This window comes from Pseudonocardia sp., from assembly GCF_025965585.1.
GTDB lineage: Bacteria > Actinomycetota > Actinomycetes > Mycobacteriales > Pseudonocardiaceae > Pseudonocardia.
In genome coordinates, this window is sequence record NZ_JAOPWR010000053.1 from 1 (window position 1) to 15,378 (window position 15,378).

The 15,378-nt window shown below is 70.9% G+C and carries 15 protein-coding genes; 8 read left to right on the top strand and 7 right to left on the bottom strand.

The window, feature by feature from the left end:
• The first annotated feature begins 129 nt into the window (after window positions 1–129).
• Window positions 130–420, top strand: a complete 291-nt coding sequence (locus JWR81_RS02920; protein WP_297646269.1) for a hypothetical protein — start codon at window positions 130–132, stop codon at window positions 418–420.
• A gap of 137 nt (window positions 421–557) precedes the next feature.
• Here JWR81_RS02920 and JWR81_RS02925 read toward each other — a convergent pair whose 3' ends face one another.
• Both JWR81_RS02925 and JWR81_RS02930 read right to left on the bottom strand, forming a co-directional pair.
• Window positions 558–1,130 carry a hypothetical protein gene (locus JWR81_RS02925; protein WP_297646270.1) on the bottom strand — a complete coding sequence of 191 codons (573 nt, stop codon included), beginning with the start codon at window positions 1,128–1,130 and terminating at the stop codon, window positions 558–560.
• Between the two features lie 15 nt (window positions 1,131–1,145).
• Window positions 1,146–2,294, bottom strand: a complete 1,149-nt coding sequence (locus JWR81_RS02930; RefSeq protein ID WP_297646271.1) for a zinc-dependent alcohol dehydrogenase — start codon at window positions 2,292–2,294, stop codon at window positions 1,146–1,148.
• Between the two features lie 297 nt (window positions 2,295–2,591).
• Here JWR81_RS02930 and JWR81_RS02935 point away from each other — a divergent pair, with 297 nt between their 5' ends.
• Window positions 2,592–2,750: a hypothetical protein gene (locus tag JWR81_RS02935; protein WP_297646272.1), complete on the top strand. Its 159-nt coding sequence runs from the start codon at window positions 2,592–2,594 to the stop codon at window positions 2,748–2,750.
• A 251-nt stretch (window positions 2,751–3,001) separates the two neighbouring features.
• Window positions 3,002–4,009, top strand: coding sequence for a YihY/virulence factor BrkB family protein (locus JWR81_RS02940; protein ID WP_297646273.1), 1,008 nt, complete (start codon window positions 3,002–3,004; stop codon window positions 4,007–4,009).
• 175 nt (window positions 4,010–4,184) lie between these two features.
• Here the strand turns inward: JWR81_RS02940 and JWR81_RS02945 are convergent, their stop codons facing one another.
• A complete protein-coding gene (locus tag JWR81_RS02945; RefSeq protein WP_297646274.1) occupies window positions 4,185–4,922 on the bottom strand; it encodes a DUF1345 domain-containing protein in 738 nt (245 codons plus the stop codon).
• Between the two features lie 72 nt (window positions 4,923–4,994).
• On the bottom strand, window positions 4,995–5,627 hold the full coding sequence (locus JWR81_RS02950; protein WP_297646275.1) for a TetR/AcrR family transcriptional regulator: 633 nt from the start codon (window positions 5,625–5,627) through the stop codon (window positions 4,995–4,997).
• Window positions 5,628–5,805: 178 nt separating this feature from the next.
• Between JWR81_RS02950 and JWR81_RS02955 the strand changes: the two genes are divergently transcribed.
• From JWR81_RS02955 to JWR81_RS02975, 5 genes are read left to right on the top strand one after another with little or no spacing between them, the layout of a single operon-like run.
• Window positions 5,806–8,235 carry a xanthine dehydrogenase family protein molybdopterin-binding subunit gene (locus JWR81_RS02955; protein WP_297646276.1) on the top strand — a complete coding sequence of 810 codons (2,430 nt, stop codon included), beginning with the start codon at window positions 5,806–5,808 and terminating at the stop codon, window positions 8,233–8,235.
• The gene (locus JWR81_RS02960; protein WP_297646277.1) at window positions 8,232–9,056 is read left to right on the top strand and encodes an FAD binding domain-containing protein; all 825 of its coding nucleotides are present in this window, start codon (window positions 8,232–8,234) and stop codon (window positions 9,054–9,056) included. The genes JWR81_RS02955 and JWR81_RS02960 overlap by 4 nt, the downstream gene beginning before the upstream one ends.
• Window positions 9,053–9,568 (top strand): (2Fe-2S)-binding protein, encoded by a 516-nt coding sequence (locus JWR81_RS02965; protein WP_297646279.1) that lies wholly within the window; start codon window positions 9,053–9,055, stop codon window positions 9,566–9,568. The genes JWR81_RS02960 and JWR81_RS02965 overlap by 4 nt, the downstream gene beginning before the upstream one ends.
• 37 nt (window positions 9,569–9,605) lie before the next feature.
• A complete protein-coding gene (locus JWR81_RS02970; RefSeq protein WP_297646280.1) occupies window positions 9,606–10,379 on the top strand; it encodes a cyclase family protein in 774 nt (257 codons plus the stop codon).
• Window positions 10,380–10,405: 26 nt separating this feature from the next.
• Complete coding sequence (locus JWR81_RS02975) at window positions 10,406–11,230, top strand: 3-keto-5-aminohexanoate cleavage protein (RefSeq protein ID WP_297646282.1); 825 nt, start codon at window positions 10,406–10,408, stop codon at window positions 11,228–11,230.
• A gap of 151 nt (window positions 11,231–11,381) precedes the next feature.
• Here JWR81_RS02975 and JWR81_RS02980 read toward each other — a convergent pair whose 3' ends face one another.
• From JWR81_RS02980 to JWR81_RS02990, 3 genes are read right to left on the bottom strand one after another with little or no spacing between them, the layout of a single operon-like run.
• Window positions 11,382–13,766 carry a xanthine dehydrogenase family protein molybdopterin-binding subunit gene (locus JWR81_RS02980; protein WP_297646288.1) on the bottom strand — a complete coding sequence of 795 codons (2,385 nt, stop codon included), beginning with the start codon at window positions 13,764–13,766 and terminating at the stop codon, window positions 11,382–11,384.
• Between the two features lie 44 nt (window positions 13,767–13,810).
• Window positions 13,811–14,317 carry a (2Fe-2S)-binding protein gene (locus JWR81_RS02985; RefSeq protein WP_297646292.1) on the bottom strand — a complete coding sequence of 169 codons (507 nt, stop codon included), beginning with the start codon at window positions 14,315–14,317 and terminating at the stop codon, window positions 13,811–13,813.
• Window positions 14,318–14,344: 27 nt separating this feature from the next.
• On the bottom strand, window positions 14,345–15,226 hold the full coding sequence (locus JWR81_RS02990; RefSeq protein WP_297646294.1) for a xanthine dehydrogenase family protein subunit M: 882 nt from the start codon (window positions 15,224–15,226) through the stop codon (window positions 14,345–14,347).
• Window positions 15,227–15,378: the final 152 nt, after the last annotated feature.

Genomic DNA, 15,378 nt, shown 5'->3' on the forward strand with positions numbered 1-15,378 from the left:
GCACCGCCTGCCGGATGAGCTCCTGCGGACCGAAAGCCTCGCTCGCGAGCTTGTAGCCGATCTCCATGTCAGGGCCAGTACCCGCTCGCCGGACCGGAAAACGCATTCGGCCGGGACGGGTGGCGCCACGTGGGAGCACTCGTCGCCGGGCCGGTCCCGCCCGCGCGCTGGGGCCCGCCCGCCGACGGGCACCACATGGTCCTGCCCGACGAGGGGGCCCGGCGCGGGGACCCGTTCGCCGACGACCCCGACCCCGCCCTCCTCGGTGTCACGGTCACCGATGTGCTCGCCGCCGCCGCCACGGTGTCGCTCGCCACCTGGACCGAGCGTCAGCGCGACCGCGCCACCGCGGCCTCCGCGGCCCGGTCCCGCCCCGAGGCCACCTCGACCAGCCGCGTCGTGGAACGGCCGGGGCGGTAGGGCACCGCGGTGACCTCCCCGCCCCACGGGTCGCCCTCGGGCAGCACCGGCAGCAGGTAGCGGTGGCGGCGTTGTGCGGCGTCGTCGAGGAGCGCCTCGACGCACGTCGTCCTCTGGCGCCACCGCCGCGGGCGCCGTCAGCCGCGGCGGTTCCGCAGCGCCCGGAGCCCTGCGAACGCCGCGGCCCCGGCCACCACCCACGGGCCGGCGACGATGATCGGATCGAGCGCCTGGTGGATCAGGTCTGCACGCTTCCGGCCGAGCCGGGAGGACAGGCCGTGGCGTGTGAACTCACTCAGCACGCCGGTCTCGGTGATCGGGTTGTCCGGGTGCAGGGTCAGGAACGAGAGAAGGTGGTTCTCCCCCGCGTCCACGCGGTCGGCGGCCAGGAGCAGCAGCCAGTGCGCGGCACGTCCCTCGCTGTAGCGGGCGTAGGCGATCCTGCGCATCGCACCGGACAGACCCCGCGGCGGACAGGTCGTGCCGAAGACGGGAGTGAGGAACTTGTGCTCGATCGACCTCTCACGGGGCCACTTCTCCGGCTGCTGCTCGGGGAACTCCCAGTGCGCGCCGCTCAGGTTCGGGTCGAACTTCAGCTTGGGCACCGACGGGCGGTCCCGCGGGTCGAGGTCCGCCCCCCAGCCGGGGATGCGGGCGCGGAGCTGGTCGCTCGACTCGGCGATCGGAGGCTTCTCGGGTGTGTATGTCATGATCCTCTGCCCTCCTCAGGCGGCGCTCGGGACGACGAGCGGCTTGATGCAGCCGTCGAGCTTCGCCGAGAAGATGTGGTAGCCCTCGGCGATGTGCTCCAGCGGGATGCGGTGGGTGACGATGTCGTTCGGCTTCAGGTAGCCGTTGCGGACGTGCTCGAACAGGCGCGGCCACTGCCGCTTCACCGGGCACTGGTTCATCCGCAGGGTCAGGCCCTTGTTCATCGCGTCGCCGAACTTGACGGCGCTGAACACCGGGCCGTAGGCGCCGATCACCGCGACGTTGCCGCCCTTGCGCACCGAGTCGATCGCCCAGTTGAGGGCGATCGGGGAGCCGCCCTGGAGCTTCAGCTGCGCCGAGGAGACGTGCTGGAGGAGGTTGCCGTCGGCCTCCGCGCCCACCGCGTCGATGACGACGTCGGCGCCGAGGTACTCGGTGAGCTTCTTCAGGTGCACGACGATGTCGTCGTACTCGGTGAAGTTGTAGGTCTCCGCCTGCGCGAACGTGCGGGCTTTCTCCAGCCGGTAGTCCAGGTGGTCGATGACGATCACGCGCCCGGCACCCATCAGCCACGCGGACCTCGCGGCGAACAGCCCCACCGGCCCGGCGCCGAAGACCACCACCACGTCGCCCTCGACGATGTCTCCGAGCTGCGCGCCGAAGTACCCGGTGGCCAGCGCGTCGGTGCACAGCACCGCGTCCTCGTCCTCCATCCAGTCGGGGATCACGCTCGGCCCGACGTCGGCGAACGGCACGCGCACGTACTCGGACTGGCCCCCGTCGTAGCCGCCGCAGGTGTGCGAGTAGCCGTAGATGCCGCCGACCGCGGTGGCGTTGGGGTTGACGTTGTGGCAGTTGGAGTACAGCCCCCGCGCGCAGAACCAGCACGTCCCGCAGAAGATGTTGAACGGCACCATCACCCGGTCGCCGCGCTTGAGGTTCCGCACCGACGAGCCGATCTCCTCGACCACACCGACGAACTCGTGCCCGAAGGTCATCCCGACCCGGGTGTCGGGCATCAACCCGTGGTAGAGATGCAGGTCGGAGCCGCAGATGGCAGCCAGCTGCACCCGTACGATCGCGTCGTTCGGGTGCTCGATCGGCGGTACGTCCTTCTCCTCGACCCGGACCTTGTACGGCCCGCGGTAGACCATCGCACGCATCCATGCCTCCCAGTCGGTGATCGAGTTCCCTGCGAGCAGGAACCGCTGCTGTGCCCTGTCGCCCTGCGACCCGGGTCCGGCCTCCCCGTTTACGGTCTGGGGATGGTGCCAGGACGTGCGGGTTACCACTCCCCGGCTCGTCAAACCTCTCGGCCGGAAGTCGGAACGCGGGAACGACGGCGACGGCCGGGCGCGTCCGAGCCGGGCAGCTCCACGGACGGCTCGGCCTCACCGAGCAGGATGGGTGCTACATGCGCTTGCGGGTGTTCATCGCGGGGCAGCGGGTACGCGGCGCGGATGCCGAACCGCGAGAACGACACCGCACGGCCCCCAGAGGATTCGTTCCATTCCCACGAGACCGTCGACGACATGGCCGCCGAAGCCGAGGACGAGCACCACGACGGCGACGAGCACGAGGGCGCCGACGGCCCACCGAGCGAGCCACCGGTCCCGTGACACGGGCGCGGAACGCCGGCACCGGGCAGCGATGACAGGCCCGACCGTGGATGGGTTGTCGGGAGTGTGGACCGTTGACGCGCACAGCTTCGACGGCAGCCGAGTGCCCGACGCCGGTCGAGGTGGCCTGGCACCGGGCGGCATCTCCGCGCGTGGCTCGACAGAAACTCCGCGATGATCTAGCCGTGAACGGGTACCCCGCCCAGGGCAGCCCATTCCAGCGGGGCGGGCACCGACATCAGGAGAGCCGGATGGGCGTCACACGGTGGTTGGACGACCGACAACGGCGCCACCATTGCGCCGCACTCCCTCTCGCCGTGGTCTACAAGACGATCGAGGATCAGGGCACCTACCTCGCCGCCCTGATCGCCTACTACGGCTTCATCTCCCTGTTCCCGCTGCTGCTGCTCCTCGTCACGAGCCTCGGCTTCGCGCTGTCGGGGAACACCGCCCTCCAGCAGGAGGTCCTGCACTCGGCGCTGCGCGACTTCCCGGTCATCGGCGACCAGATCGTCGAGAACATCCATTCGCTGCACGGCAGCACCACCGGCCTGGTGATAGGCATCGCGGGCAGCGCCTACGGTGCCGTGCAGGTCGGCATCGCCGCGCAGAACGCGATGAACAAGATCTGGGCCGTGGCCCGGGCCCGCAGGCCTGCGTTGCCCGGGCTCTACGGCCGCAGCCTCGCACTGATCGCCGTACTCGGCCTCGGCACCGGCGTCACCACCGCCCTCGCGTCCCTGTCGACCACGGCGGGCGACCTCGGAACCAGACCCGTCGACACCGCATTGCGGGCCGCGGCCGTCCTCGTGTCCGTGGCTGTGAACACCGGTCTCGTCCTGTTCATCTACCGCGTCCTCACAGCCGAGAAGCCCGACCCACGACAGCTGCTCCCCGGTGCCGTGACGGCGAGCGTGCTGTGGCAGCTCCTGCAGTCGGCGGGCACCTACCTCGTGGCCCACCAGCTCCGCGGCGCGACCGCCACGTACGGGCTGTTCGGGATCGTCCTGGGCCTGCTCACCTGGCTCTACCTCGCCGCGCTGACCCTCGTCGTCGGCGCCGAGATCAACGTCGTTCGGGCACGCAGGCTCTACCCGCGCAGCCTGCTGGCCCCTGATCCCGACGACCCGGCCATCACCGCGGCCGATCGCGAGGCCTACGCGTCCTACGCGGAAACAGAGCGCCAGAAGAACTACCAGACCGTGGAGACCGACTTCGACCCACCCACCCCAGCTCACCACGGAACCACGAACCCCTGACTCCGGCATCGGTCTCATCGCCGTCGGTCTGATCCTCGCGGTCGCGGTGCGCCTCGACATCTGAGCGCTGGGCCTGACGCCGATCGGCTGGATCCTCGTCCTGGTCGGAGTCGTAGGACTCGTTGCCGGCCTGGTGATGGAGCGGCAGGCGCGACGTCGGCCACGACCAGCACGGCTACTTCGTCAAGCCCGCAACGAGATTGATCGTGCTGGCGATGATGACCGTCCCGAGCAGGTACGACAGCAGCGCATGGCGAAACGCTGTGTGCCGGATGACGGAACTCTGCAAGTCGGTATCGGACACCTGGAACGTCATACCGATGGTGAACGCCAGGTAGGCGAAGTCCAGGTATGCGGGCGGCTCCTGTTGGTTGAAGTCCACCCCGCCGGCGGTCCCGCTGTAGTAGAGCCGCGCATAGCGCAACGTGAAGAGGGTGTGCACGAGCGCCCACGACAGCACCACAGAGCCGACGCCCAGCGCGACCCGACCCACCAGACCGGCTCCGCTGGTCCCTGCCCGCAGGAACACGATCACCACCCCGGCCAGACTCGCCACCGACGCGGACAGCAGCACGACGTCGGTCCATCCCACACTCGGGTCGTCGCGCACCGCATGGCGGGCGGTCTGGTCCGCGGAGAACTGCGAGATGACGATCCACACCCAGCCGATGAGCGCGAGGGCGGCGACATCCCAGCCCAGCAGCGCCGCGACATCCCACGGCTCGACGACGCCGGCCGCAGCACAAACGGCCAGGCCGAGGGTCGTCGTCGTCACCAGACGACGGCGCGCCGACACACCCTGCAGATCCGTGCCGCTGCTCAACCCGGCCCACCCGGGACGGACCACCCGATCCCAGCCCATCTGCTCGTCATCGGGGGAGCCTCCCACCTGCAGAGGGCTGATGTGCGTCACATCGGCACGGCGCGTCGACGGCCCGGGCAGATCGACACACCGCGGTGCGGCAACATCGGGTCCCGCCGGGTATCAGGCCTGTCTGAGGGCAGCCGTGATGTAGAGCCGGAGGAACTCGTGCTTCCGGCCCGAAGCCCGCGTGCCGGCGATGTTGCCGATGCGGTCGTCGAACGCGCTCTGGGTCAGCGCACCGACGGAGAACAGATAGGCCCAGGCGTGGAAGCCTTCGGGCCGGTCCGGGAGGACCTCCTCCAGCTTGGCGACGAAGGCGCGGGCCATCGGGTCGAAGAGGTCCGCGATGACGCCGCGTTCCTGGCTCGACGGGTCGGAGGCCTCCCGGAGCACCAACCGCGCGAACCACACGTCGGCGGGGTCGTCGTGCAGGGCGAGAACCGGATCGATGAACGCGCTGACCACTCGGTCGAGCGCGTCCGGCGCCCCGGAGTCGGTCACCGTGGCGAGGCGGGCGATGCGCTCGTCGTTGACGTACTGGCGGGCCTCGAAGATCGCGCGGTACAGCCGGTCCTTCGTCTTGAAGTGGTACACCACCAGCGACAGACCGACCCCGGCGGCTTCGGCGACCTCCCGCATCGTGGCGCCGTGGTAGCCCATCCGCGCGAAGACCAGCTCCCCCGCCGCCAGGATCTGAGCGGCCCGTCCCGGGTTCGACTTCCGCGCTGTCGTGGCGGCCCGTGCCGTCGTCACGAGGCCCCCTCCTTCCCGGTGCTGCGTTGATCATCCCCGGCCACGCTACCGGGCGTCGGCCACGTCCGTCTCGCTCCTTGACCAACTGACTGTACGTACTTACAGTCTGTCCTCGTCGCGGCGGGGCACCCGATCCACCGCCGCCGGCACGGCACACCGGCGTGCGGAAGGACCGTGAATGAGCCAGACGAGCGAGCGAGCCCCCGGTGGGCGCCTGCGTCCCGCGCCGATCGAGCCGGGCCCGCCCGGCGCGGTCCACCCGGTGCCCGACCACCCCCTCCGACGGGACGGCGACCTGCTCCTGACCGGGCGTGCCGAGTTCGTCGACGACATCGCGCTCCCCGGCATGCTGCACACGGCGCTGCTGCGCAGCCCCCATGCACACGCCCGCCTGCTGGGCGTCGACGCGACGCGGGCGCGCTCGGCTCCGGGGGTCCGGGCCGTGCTCACCTCGACCGAGGCGGACGCCCTCGCTGAGCCGCTCCCGAGCTTCTTCGACCCGGCGCTGGTCGGGGCGAAGACCCGGGTGAACCGCTGCCTCGCCACCGACACGGTCCGCTACGTGGGCGAGGTGATCGCGGCCGTCGCCGCGGACAGCCTCGCCGAGGCCGAGGCCGCGGTCGACCTGATCGAGGTGGACTACGAGCCTCTCCCCGTGGTGGTCGACACGGAGCAGGCACTGCGCGACGACGCGCCGCTGCTGTTCCCCGAGTGGGGCGACAACATCCTCGCGATGTTCCCGTTCGCGGAGGGCGACGCCGATGCCGCGATCGCCGCCGCGCCCCACCGGATCAGCGACGAGGTCCACATCCAGCGCTACCAGACGGCCCCGCTGGAGCCGCGGGGCTACGTCGCGCAGTGGAAGCCGGGCGGCAGGCTCACCGTGTGGGCCTCGACCCAGAACCCGCACCCGATGCGCACCAACCTCGCCACCGTGCTCGGGATCGGCGAGGAGCGGGTGCAGGTGATCGCGCCCAAGGTCGGTGGCGGCTTCGGCCACAAGTTCAACGGCTACGAGGAGGAGTACCTGGTCCCCCTCCTCGCCCGCCTCGCCGGGCGACCGGTGAAGTGGATCGAGACCCGGGCCGACTCGCTGCTGGTCGGCGCGCGGGAGTACAGCCACCACTTCACCGTCGGGTTCGGCGACGACGGCCGCATCCTCGGCATCAAGGACCGCATCGTCGGCAACGTCGGCTCGCTGAGCACCTGGGGCGGCTGGCCGATGACCTTCTGCGCAGGCATGACGTTCCCGGGGCCGTACAAGGTCGCGGACTACGACATCAGCTCGTACGCCGTGGTGACGAACAAGGCGCCCTGGAACGGCGCCCGCGGCTACGGCAAGGAGTCGGCGTCACTCGCACTGGAGCGGATGGTCGAGCTGATCGCCGAACGCCTGGACCTGGACTCCGTCGAGGTCCGGCGCCGCAACTTCATCCCGGAGGAGGAGTTCCCCTTCTGGACCGCGGCGAAGCACCTCGACAGCGGGAACTACGCCGGTGCCCTGGAGAAGGTGCTCGACCTCGCCGACTACCAGGGTCTGCGAGCCGAGCAGCGGGAGCGTGGCCCGGCCGGCCCACGAATGGGGGTCGGGATCGCGTTCGAGCTCACCCCCGAGGGCGGCGACTTCGCGGGCAGCTACGTCCGCGGTCACGACGTCTCGACGGTCCGCATGCACCCCACGGGCGCGGTCACCGTCCTCACCGGCGTGACCAGCCCCGGTACCGGGAACGAGACGACGATCGCGACCCTGGTGGCGCGGGAGCTGGGGATCCCCGCCGACCACGTCGCGGTCGTGCAGGGCGACACGGACACGTGCCCCTTCGGCCACGGCAACTTCTCCAGCCGGAGTGTCGCCACCGGCGGGGCCGCCGCCGTGCTCGCCGCCCGTGAGGTGCGGGCACGCCTGACCGCGGCCGCGTCGGTTCTCCTCGGGTGCCCGGGGACGGACCTGGTCCTCTCCGGCGGCCGGTTCGCCCCGGCCGCGGGCGGCGACGGCATGAGCGTCGCGGAGGTGGCGGACGCGATCCACCGGCGGGCCCTGTCGGTACCCGGGCTCGACGAGCCGTCCCTGGAGGTCACCCGGATCGACCAGCCGCACAACTTCCACCACGCCCCCGATGAGAAGGGGCGCTTCTCGACGTACCCGTCGTTCCCCTACTCCGCGCACATCGCGGTGGTCGAGGTGGACCCGGAGACCGGAGTGGTCGAGGTCGACCGCTACTTCGCCGTCGACGACTGCGGGGTGGTCGTCAGCCCGACGTTCGTCGACGGCCAGCTTTACGGCGCGATCGCGATGGGCATCGGCGGTGCGCTGTGGGAGAGCCTCCCCTACAGCGACGACGGGCAGCCGCTCGCCGGACACCTCAAGAGCTACCTCCTCCCCCGCGCCCCCGACCTGCCGATGCTCTCGCTCGCATCGCAGCACACCCCGAGCCCGTTCACGCTGCTCGGCACCAAGGGGGCCGGGGAGAGCGGGCTGGGCGGCGCGGTCGCGGCCGTGGCGAACGCCGTCAACGACGCTCTGCGTCCACTGGGGGTCCACGCCCACCGGATGCCGCTGAGCCCGCCGAACGTCCTCGACGCGATCATGGGCGGTGGAACGCGATGATCCGCACTCCACTGCAGTACCACCGGCCGGCCACCGCCGAGGAGACCACCGCGCTGCTCCTCGAGCACGACGGCGACGTGGCGGTGCTGGGTGGCGGCAGCCAGCTCCTGCCGCAGCTGACCCGGGGTGAGCTCACCGTGTCCCATGTGGTCGACCTGCGCGGCATGGGACTGTGCGACATCGCCACCGAGGGCCCGGACATCGTGATCGGGGCTCTCATCAGCTACCGCGACCTGCTGCGATCGGCGCTCGTCGGAGACCAGATCCCCCACCTCGCGCGCGTGGCCCGCGGGGTGACCGGCGGCCGCCAGCTGCACAACGCGGCGACGCCCGTCGGCGCGGTCTGCTTCGGGATGCCCGGAACGGACATGCCGGCCGCCTTCGCCGGGCTCGGCGCGCGCTACCGCGTCCATGGGCCCACCGGCACGCGCGAGGTGCCGGCGGCGCAGTTCCACGTGGACGCCTACCGCACCGTCCTCGGTCCCGGAGAGTTCGTCGAGGCCGCGGTGCTCGCCGCGACACCCCGCGTGACCGGGTACTGCAAGGTCAAGCACAGCGCCGGCAGCTGGCCGATCGTCACGGCGACCTACTGCCGGGACGGCGAGAGCGCCGCGGTCACACTCGGGGGCCTGCAGGCCGTCCCGCTCCGCGTTCCGCTCCCCTCCCGCGCCGAGGTCGGCGAGGCCGAGCTCCGGGACCGGGTCGACGCCGCCGTCACCGAGCCCTGGAGCGACGTCCTGGCCCCCGGCCGCTACCGAGCCCGCATCGCGGGGACCGTCGCGCACCGCGCGTATCGAGAGAGCTGGGAGAACCGGACATGAGCACGAGCGATCCGGAGCGGGAGACCGTCCCGTCGCGGCACCTGGATCTGACGGTGAACGGCCGTCGCGAGCGGATCGAGGTCGAGGACCGGGCGGTGCTGGCCGACGTCCTGCGCGACCAGCTGCACCTCACCGGCACGCACATCGGGTGCCGCAACGGCGACTGCGGAGCCTGCACGGTCGAGATCGACGGTCGGATCCAGAAGTCGTGCATCGTCCTCGCCGCCACCGTCGACGGGTGCGCGGTCACCACCGTCGAGGGCCTCGCCGACCCGGACGAGCCGCTGCCGGCGCTGCAGCAGGCGCTCTGGGAGGCCGACGCATTCCAGTGCGGCTTCTGCCTGCCCGGCCACCTCTTCAGCCTGCGCGTCCTCCTCGACGAGACGCCGGACCCCACCGAGGAGGAGGTCCGGGAAGCACTGGTCGGAAACCTCTGCCGCTGCACCGGCTACGTGAACATCGTCAAGGGCGCACTGGCCGCAGCCGCCCGGCAGACCGCCGTCCCACAGTGATCGTCCACCACAGGAGCAGGACAGGAGCGCGCTGCGTATGCGCACGTTGATCGACATCTCGGTACCGCTGCAGGCGGGGATCGCCTCGGATCCGCCGGGGCACCTTCCCGAGATCGAGTACTACACGCACCAGCAGACCGCCGAGGACGTCGTCGCGTTCTTCCCCGGCGCGACCGTCGACGACCTCCCCGACCGCGAGGGCTGGGCGATCGAGCGGGTGCGCGTCACCACCCACAACGGCACCCACCTCGACGCCCCCTACCACTACTCGGCGGTGATGGACGGCAGAGCCCGCGCCATCACCATCGACGAGGTACCGCTGGAGTGGTGCCTGCAGCCCGCGGTGAAGCTGGACTTCCGCCACCTCCCGCACGGGTACGTGGCGACCGCCGGCGACGTCGAGGCCGAGCTCAAGCGGATCGGCCACGCGCTGTCCCCGCTGGAGATCGTCGTCGTCAACACCTCGGCCGGCGAGCGGTACGGGCACGACGACTACGTCTCCTCCGGCTGCGGCATGGGCCGGGACGCCACGCTCCACCTGCTCGAGCGGGGCGTCCGGGTCACCGGCACCGACGCCTGGAGCTGGGACGCGCCCTTCGTGCACACCGCCGAGCGCTACGCCGTCGACCACGACCCCTCGGTCATCTGGGAGGGCCACCGCGCCGGGCGGGAGATCGGCTACTGCCACATCGAGAAGCTGCACGGCCTCGAACGGCTGCCCGACACCGGGTTCCAGGTCTCGTGCTTCCCGGTCAAGATCCACGCCGCGTCCGCCGGGTGGACCCGCGCCGTCGCGATCCTCGACACCTGACCCGCCACCGACAAGGACCGCCTCCCATGAGCGTCGTCATCACCGTCGCCCCCACCGGACCCATCGCCTCGAAGGAGGACAACCCGCACCTGCCGACGCAGCCGGTGGAGATCGCCGACGCCGTCGCCCGCGCGCACGAGGCGGGCGCCGCCGTCGCGCACATCCACCTGCGCGACACCGAGCACCGCCCGACCGCGGATCTCGGCATCGCGCGGCGGACGATGGACCTCATCGCGGAGCGCTGCCCGATCCTGATCCAGCTCTCGACCGGCGTCGGGCTGAGCGTGCCCTTCGAGGAGCGAGCGGCGCTGGTGGAGCTCAGGCCCCGGATGGCCACGCTCAACCCGTGCAGCATGAGCTTCGGTGGGGGCGAGTTCCGCAACCCGCCCGCCGACGTGCGCAGGCTCGCGGCCCGCATGCGTGAGCTGGGAGTCAAGCCGGAGCTCGAGATCTACGACACCGGGCACCTCGACGCCTGCCTCCGGCTGCGCGACGAGGGCCTGCTCGACGACGAGCCGATGCAGTTCTCGATCGTGCTCGGCGTCGCCGGGGGCATGGCCGCGACCCCGGACAACCTGCTCACCCTCGTCCGCCGGCTGCCGGCGGGGGCCGTCTGGCAGGTCATCGCGATCGGCCGCCGGAACCTCGAGCTGACCGCGATCGGGCTCGCACTCGGCGGCAATGCCCGCGCCGGGCTGGAGGACGCGCTCTACCTCCGCAAGGGCGAGCTCAGCCCGGGCAACCTGCCCCTCGTCGAGCGCGCGGTGGCGCTCGCCCGCGATCTCGACCTGGGGATCGCCGGCGTCGAAGAGGCCACATCGATGCTGGGGCTCTCCGCCGTCATCGCCTGAGTCGCCCCGTCGCCCGTCTCCGCCGGCATTAGACCCGCCCGGTGTGTCGTGACGGGTCCGGGGCCTGCCTTCGCCGCACCCGGAACCGGTCGGAGCACGCAGGAGTGCGTCGCCGGCCGGGAGGGGCCGGCGACGACGTCTCCGGTGGAACTCAGCTCTCGCTGGACCCGATCTTGCCCATCAGCCGCAGGACGTAGTCCGGGGCCAGCGGCAGCTTGCGGATCCTGGCGTCGAACGGCGCCAGCGCGTCGGCCACGGCGTTGGCGACCGCCGCAGGCGCGGCGATCTGACCGCCCTCACCCATGCCCTTGATCCCGCCGACGCTGAACGGCGACGGGGACTCCAGGCTGAGCACCTCGATCGGCGGGACGTCGGTCGAGGTCGGGATCAGGTAGTCCATGTACGTCGTCGTCAGCGGTTGGCCGTCGTCGCCGTAGATGAACTCCTCGAACAGCGCGCCGCCGATGCCCTGGGTGATCGCACCCTGCACCTGCGCCTCGACGATCATCGGGTTGATGACCGTGCCGCAGTCCTCGATCGCCACGATGCGGTCCAGCGTGACCAGACCCGTGCCTGCGTCCACCTCCACCAGCACCACGACGCAGCCGTTGGCGTAGGTCGCGGGCGGGTCGTAGAACCGGGTCGCCGACAGCAACGGCTCGTCGGAACGGACCTCGGAGTCCCAGTAGGCCGCGTAGGCCACCTCGGCGAGCGTCTTGGACACCGACGGGGTGCCCACGACGGAGACGACACCGTCGTCGATGATCAGGTCGTCCGGGTCGGCCTCGAGCATGTTGCCGGCGACCTTGAGCACCTGCTCGCGGACGTCGGCCGACGCCCGCGCCACCGTCGCGCCACCGATGACGGCACTGCGGCTCGCGTAGGTGCCCAGCCCGTAGGGCGAGGTCATCGTGTCGCCGAAGATCACCTTGATGTCGGCCATGTCGACGCCGAGGCCGTCCGCGGCGATCTGGGCGTAGGACGTCTCGTGCCCCTGGCCGTGGCAGGACGTGCTGACCGCCACCGTGACCTTGCCACCGGGGTCGAGGGTCACCGTGGAGTTGTCGTGGGACGGCAGCGGGGTGCCGGCCTGCGCCGACGAGTCGCTGCCCCACGCGGTCTGCTCCACGTATGAGCTGATCCCGAGCCCGACGTAGCGGCCCTGCTCGCGCAGCCGCGCCTGCATCGCGCGGAACGCCGGGTAGTCCACCGTCTTCATCGCCAGTTCGAGCGACTCGAGGTAGCTGCCGCTGTCGTAGAGCTGCCCGGTGACCGAGCGGTAGGGCAGCTCGTCGGAGCTGAGCATGTTGCGGCGCCGGATCTCGACGGGGTCGATGCCCAGGTCGCGTGCGATCTCGTCGATCATGATCTCGCGCACGGTGTTCGCCGCGGTCCAGCCGACACCGCGGTAGGCGGCCACCGGGCTCTTGTTGGTCAGTGACGCCGCGACCTCCTCGTCGAAGGCCTCGATCCGGTAGGGCCCGGGGAAGGACTTCGCCGCGAGGGCGGGCTCGATCAGCGCGCTCTCGGTGTTGAACGAGTAGCCGCCGCCGTCGCCGACGAACTCGCCGCGGACGCCGAGCAGCATGCCCTCGTTGCTGACCGCGACCTCGAGGTTGATGAACTCCTCCTTGGCCTGGGTGGCGGCCAGGAGGTGCTCGTGACGGTCCTCGATCCACTTCACCGGGCGGCCCAGCTGCAGCGCGATGTAGGGGATCGCGATCTCCTCGGGCGAGGTGGCCATCTTCTGCCCGAAACCGCCGCCGACCTCGGGAGCGATCACGCGCACCCGATGCTCGGGCAGGCTCAGCTGGCCGGCGATCACCGAGCGCAGGAAGTGCGGCATCTGCGTCGAGGACCACACCGTGAGCTGCTGCTCTGAGCGCTCGTAGTTGGCGAGCACGCCGCGGGTCTCCATCGGGGCCGCACCGTAGCGGTTGTGGTGGAACCGGGTGGTGAATACGCGGTCGGCCGCGGCGAACGCGGCGTCGGTGTCGCCGTGCTTCTCGGTCTGCCGGTAGATCTCGTTGGTGCCGAGGTCCTCGAACAGCAGCGCGGCCCCCGGGGCGTTGGCCGCCTCGACGCTCGGCACCGGGGCGAGCACCTCGTACTCGACGGCCGCTCCGAGCTCCTCGGCGGCGTCCTCGGCCGCGTAGCGGTCCCCCGCCACGACGACGGCGACGGCGTCGCCGACGAAGCGCACCTTGTCGATCGCGATGACGTTCTGCGGTGTGCGCAGGAGGTTGTCCAGCGCCACATGGTCGATCAGCGGCGGGACCTCGCTGAGGTCCTGGCCGGTGAACACCCACACCGACTTGCCGAGGCCGGGCAGCACCGAACTGTCGATGGACACGATGCGGGCGTGCGGGTGCGGCGAGCGGACGTAGACCGCGTGCAGCATCCGCGGCAGTTCCAGGTCGGCGACGTAACGGGCGGTGCCGGTCAGGTAGCGGGGGTCCTCGACGCGCTTGGCGCGCTTGCCGATGAACTTGTCCTTGCGGATCGTCAGGTGCTTCTCGATGATCGTCTCAGACATGAGGCTGGTCCTTCACCTGCTGCGGGGCGACGGTGGGCTGGAGATCAGGAAGCCTGCGCACTCGACGTCGCCGCCTTCCCTGCGGCCGCCGCGGCGGCGACGGATTTGACGATGTTGGCGTAGCCGGTGCACCGGCAGAGGTTGCCGTTGAGCCCGACCCGGATCTCGTCGTCGGTGGGGTCGGGGTTGTCGGCCAGCAGTGCGTGGGTCGACATCAACATGCCTGCCGTGCAGAACCCGCACTGCAGGCCGTGGTTGTCGGTGAACGCCTGCTGGACGTGATCGAGCTTCCCGTCGTCGTCGAGGCTCTCGACCGTCGCGATCTCGGCGTCCTGGGCCTGCACCGCGAAGATCAGGCAGGACCGGACGGCGCTGCCGTCCATCAGGACGGTGCATGCACCGCAGACTCCGTGCTCGCAGCCGAGCTTCGTACCGGTCAGGCCGACGTCCTCACGCAGGACGTCGGCGAGGGTGCGCCGGGCTTCGATGAGGACCTCGTGGTCCTCGCCGTTGACCGTCAGGGTGACAGCTTGTTTGGGGGTGGTCGCCATCTCATGTCTCCTTCGGGTGGACGCGGCTCAGGAGCCGGCGACGGCGCGCTCGAGCGAGGTGCTGATGCCGCGGGTGGTCAGGACGCCCGCGACGTGCCTGCGGTAGTCGCCGCTCGCGTGGATGTCGTCGCTGGGGCGCAGGGCGGCAGACGTCTCGGCGGCCGCCCTGGCCAGCAGGTCCGCGTCCACGTCGGCGGCCGCGACGCCGACGAGCAGCTGCTCCGCGGCCGGGATGCGCACGGGCGTGGCCGCACCGCCGAAGACGGTCAGGCGCGCGTCGGAGATGACGCCGCCGGAGAGCGTCAGCAGCGCGACGATCCCGATGACGGCGAAGTCACCGTGCCTGCGCGCGACCTCCTCGAAGTACCAGCCCGACGATCCGTTCGGCGTGTCGAAGGTGACCGCCGTGGCGATCTCGTTCGGCTCCAGAGCAGTGGTGAGGTAGGAGTCGAAGAAGTCCCCGGCGGCGATCGTCCGGGTGCCGCTCGCGCTCTGCGCGCTGACGTGTCCGCCCAGCGTGAGGAACACGGCCGGCATCTCGGCGGCGGGGTCGGCGTGGCAGAGGCTCCCGACGACCGTTCCCCTGTTGCGGATCTGCGGGTGCCCGACGTGCTTCAGAGCCGCCGCGAGCAGCGGTGCCGACGTCGCGACATGGGTGGAGCGCTCGACGGCGTGCTGACGGGCCGTGGCCCCGACGGTCAGGGTCCGGTCGCCGACCTCGATGCCGTTCAGACCGGGTATGCCGTTCAGGTCCACCAGGTGGGCCGGGTTGGCCAGGCGCAGGTTCATCATCGGTACCAGGCTCTGGCCTCCCGAGATGACCTTGGAGTCGTCGGATGCCGAGTCGAGGAGGCCCACGGCCTCCTCGACGGTTCGGCAGGCGTGATGGGTGAAGGCAGGAGGTTTCATCGGTGGTGGACTCCCAGGGAGAGAGCAGCGTGAGCGGGAAAGTGCCCCGGGCTCGGTTGTCACTCTGAAACCGTGCTCGCCGGGTCGAGCGTGCGATCCCCGTGAGCGTATTTGTTGACCATGGACCGATATTCGGGACTTCAGCCGAATCG

Excerpts from the sequence above, each read along its gene's own strand:
- JWR81_RS02925 (WP_297646270.1), bottom strand. The coding sequence starts at position 1,130 with ATGACATACACACCCGAGAAGCCTCCGATCGCCGAGTCGAGCGACCAG.
- JWR81_RS02930 (WP_297646271.1), bottom strand. The coding sequence starts at position 2,294 with ATGCGTGCGATGGTCTACCGCGGGCCGTACAAGGTCCGGGTCGAGGAG.
- JWR81_RS02935 (WP_297646272.1), top strand. The coding sequence starts at position 2,592 with ATGCCGAACCGCGAGAACGACACCGCACGGCCCCCAGAGGATTCGTTC.
- JWR81_RS02940 (WP_297646273.1), top strand. The coding sequence starts at position 3,002 with ATGGGCGTCACACGGTGGTTGGACGACCGACAACGGCGCCACCATTGC.
- JWR81_RS02955 (WP_297646276.1), top strand. The coding sequence starts at position 5,806 with ATGAGCCAGACGAGCGAGCGAGCCCCCGGTGGGCGCCTGCGTCCCGCG.
- JWR81_RS02960 (WP_297646277.1), top strand. The coding sequence starts at position 8,232 with ATGATCCGCACTCCACTGCAGTACCACCGGCCGGCCACCGCCGAGGAG.
- JWR81_RS02965 (WP_297646279.1), top strand. The coding sequence starts at position 9,053 with ATGAGCACGAGCGATCCGGAGCGGGAGACCGTCCCGTCGCGGCACCTG.
- JWR81_RS02970 (WP_297646280.1), top strand. The coding sequence starts at position 9,606 with ATGCGCACGTTGATCGACATCTCGGTACCGCTGCAGGCGGGGATCGCC.
- JWR81_RS02975 (WP_297646282.1), top strand. The coding sequence starts at position 10,406 with ATGAGCGTCGTCATCACCGTCGCCCCCACCGGACCCATCGCCTCGAAG.
- JWR81_RS02980 (WP_297646288.1), bottom strand. The coding sequence starts at position 13,766 with ATGTCTGAGACGATCATCGAGAAGCACCTGACGATCCGCAAGGACAAG.
- JWR81_RS02985 (WP_297646292.1), bottom strand. The coding sequence starts at position 14,317 with ATGGCGACCACCCCCAAACAAGCTGTCACCCTGACGGTCAACGGCGAG.
- JWR81_RS02990 (WP_297646294.1), bottom strand. The coding sequence starts at position 15,226 with ATGAAACCTCCTGCCTTCACCCATCACGCCTGCCGAACCGTCGAGGAG.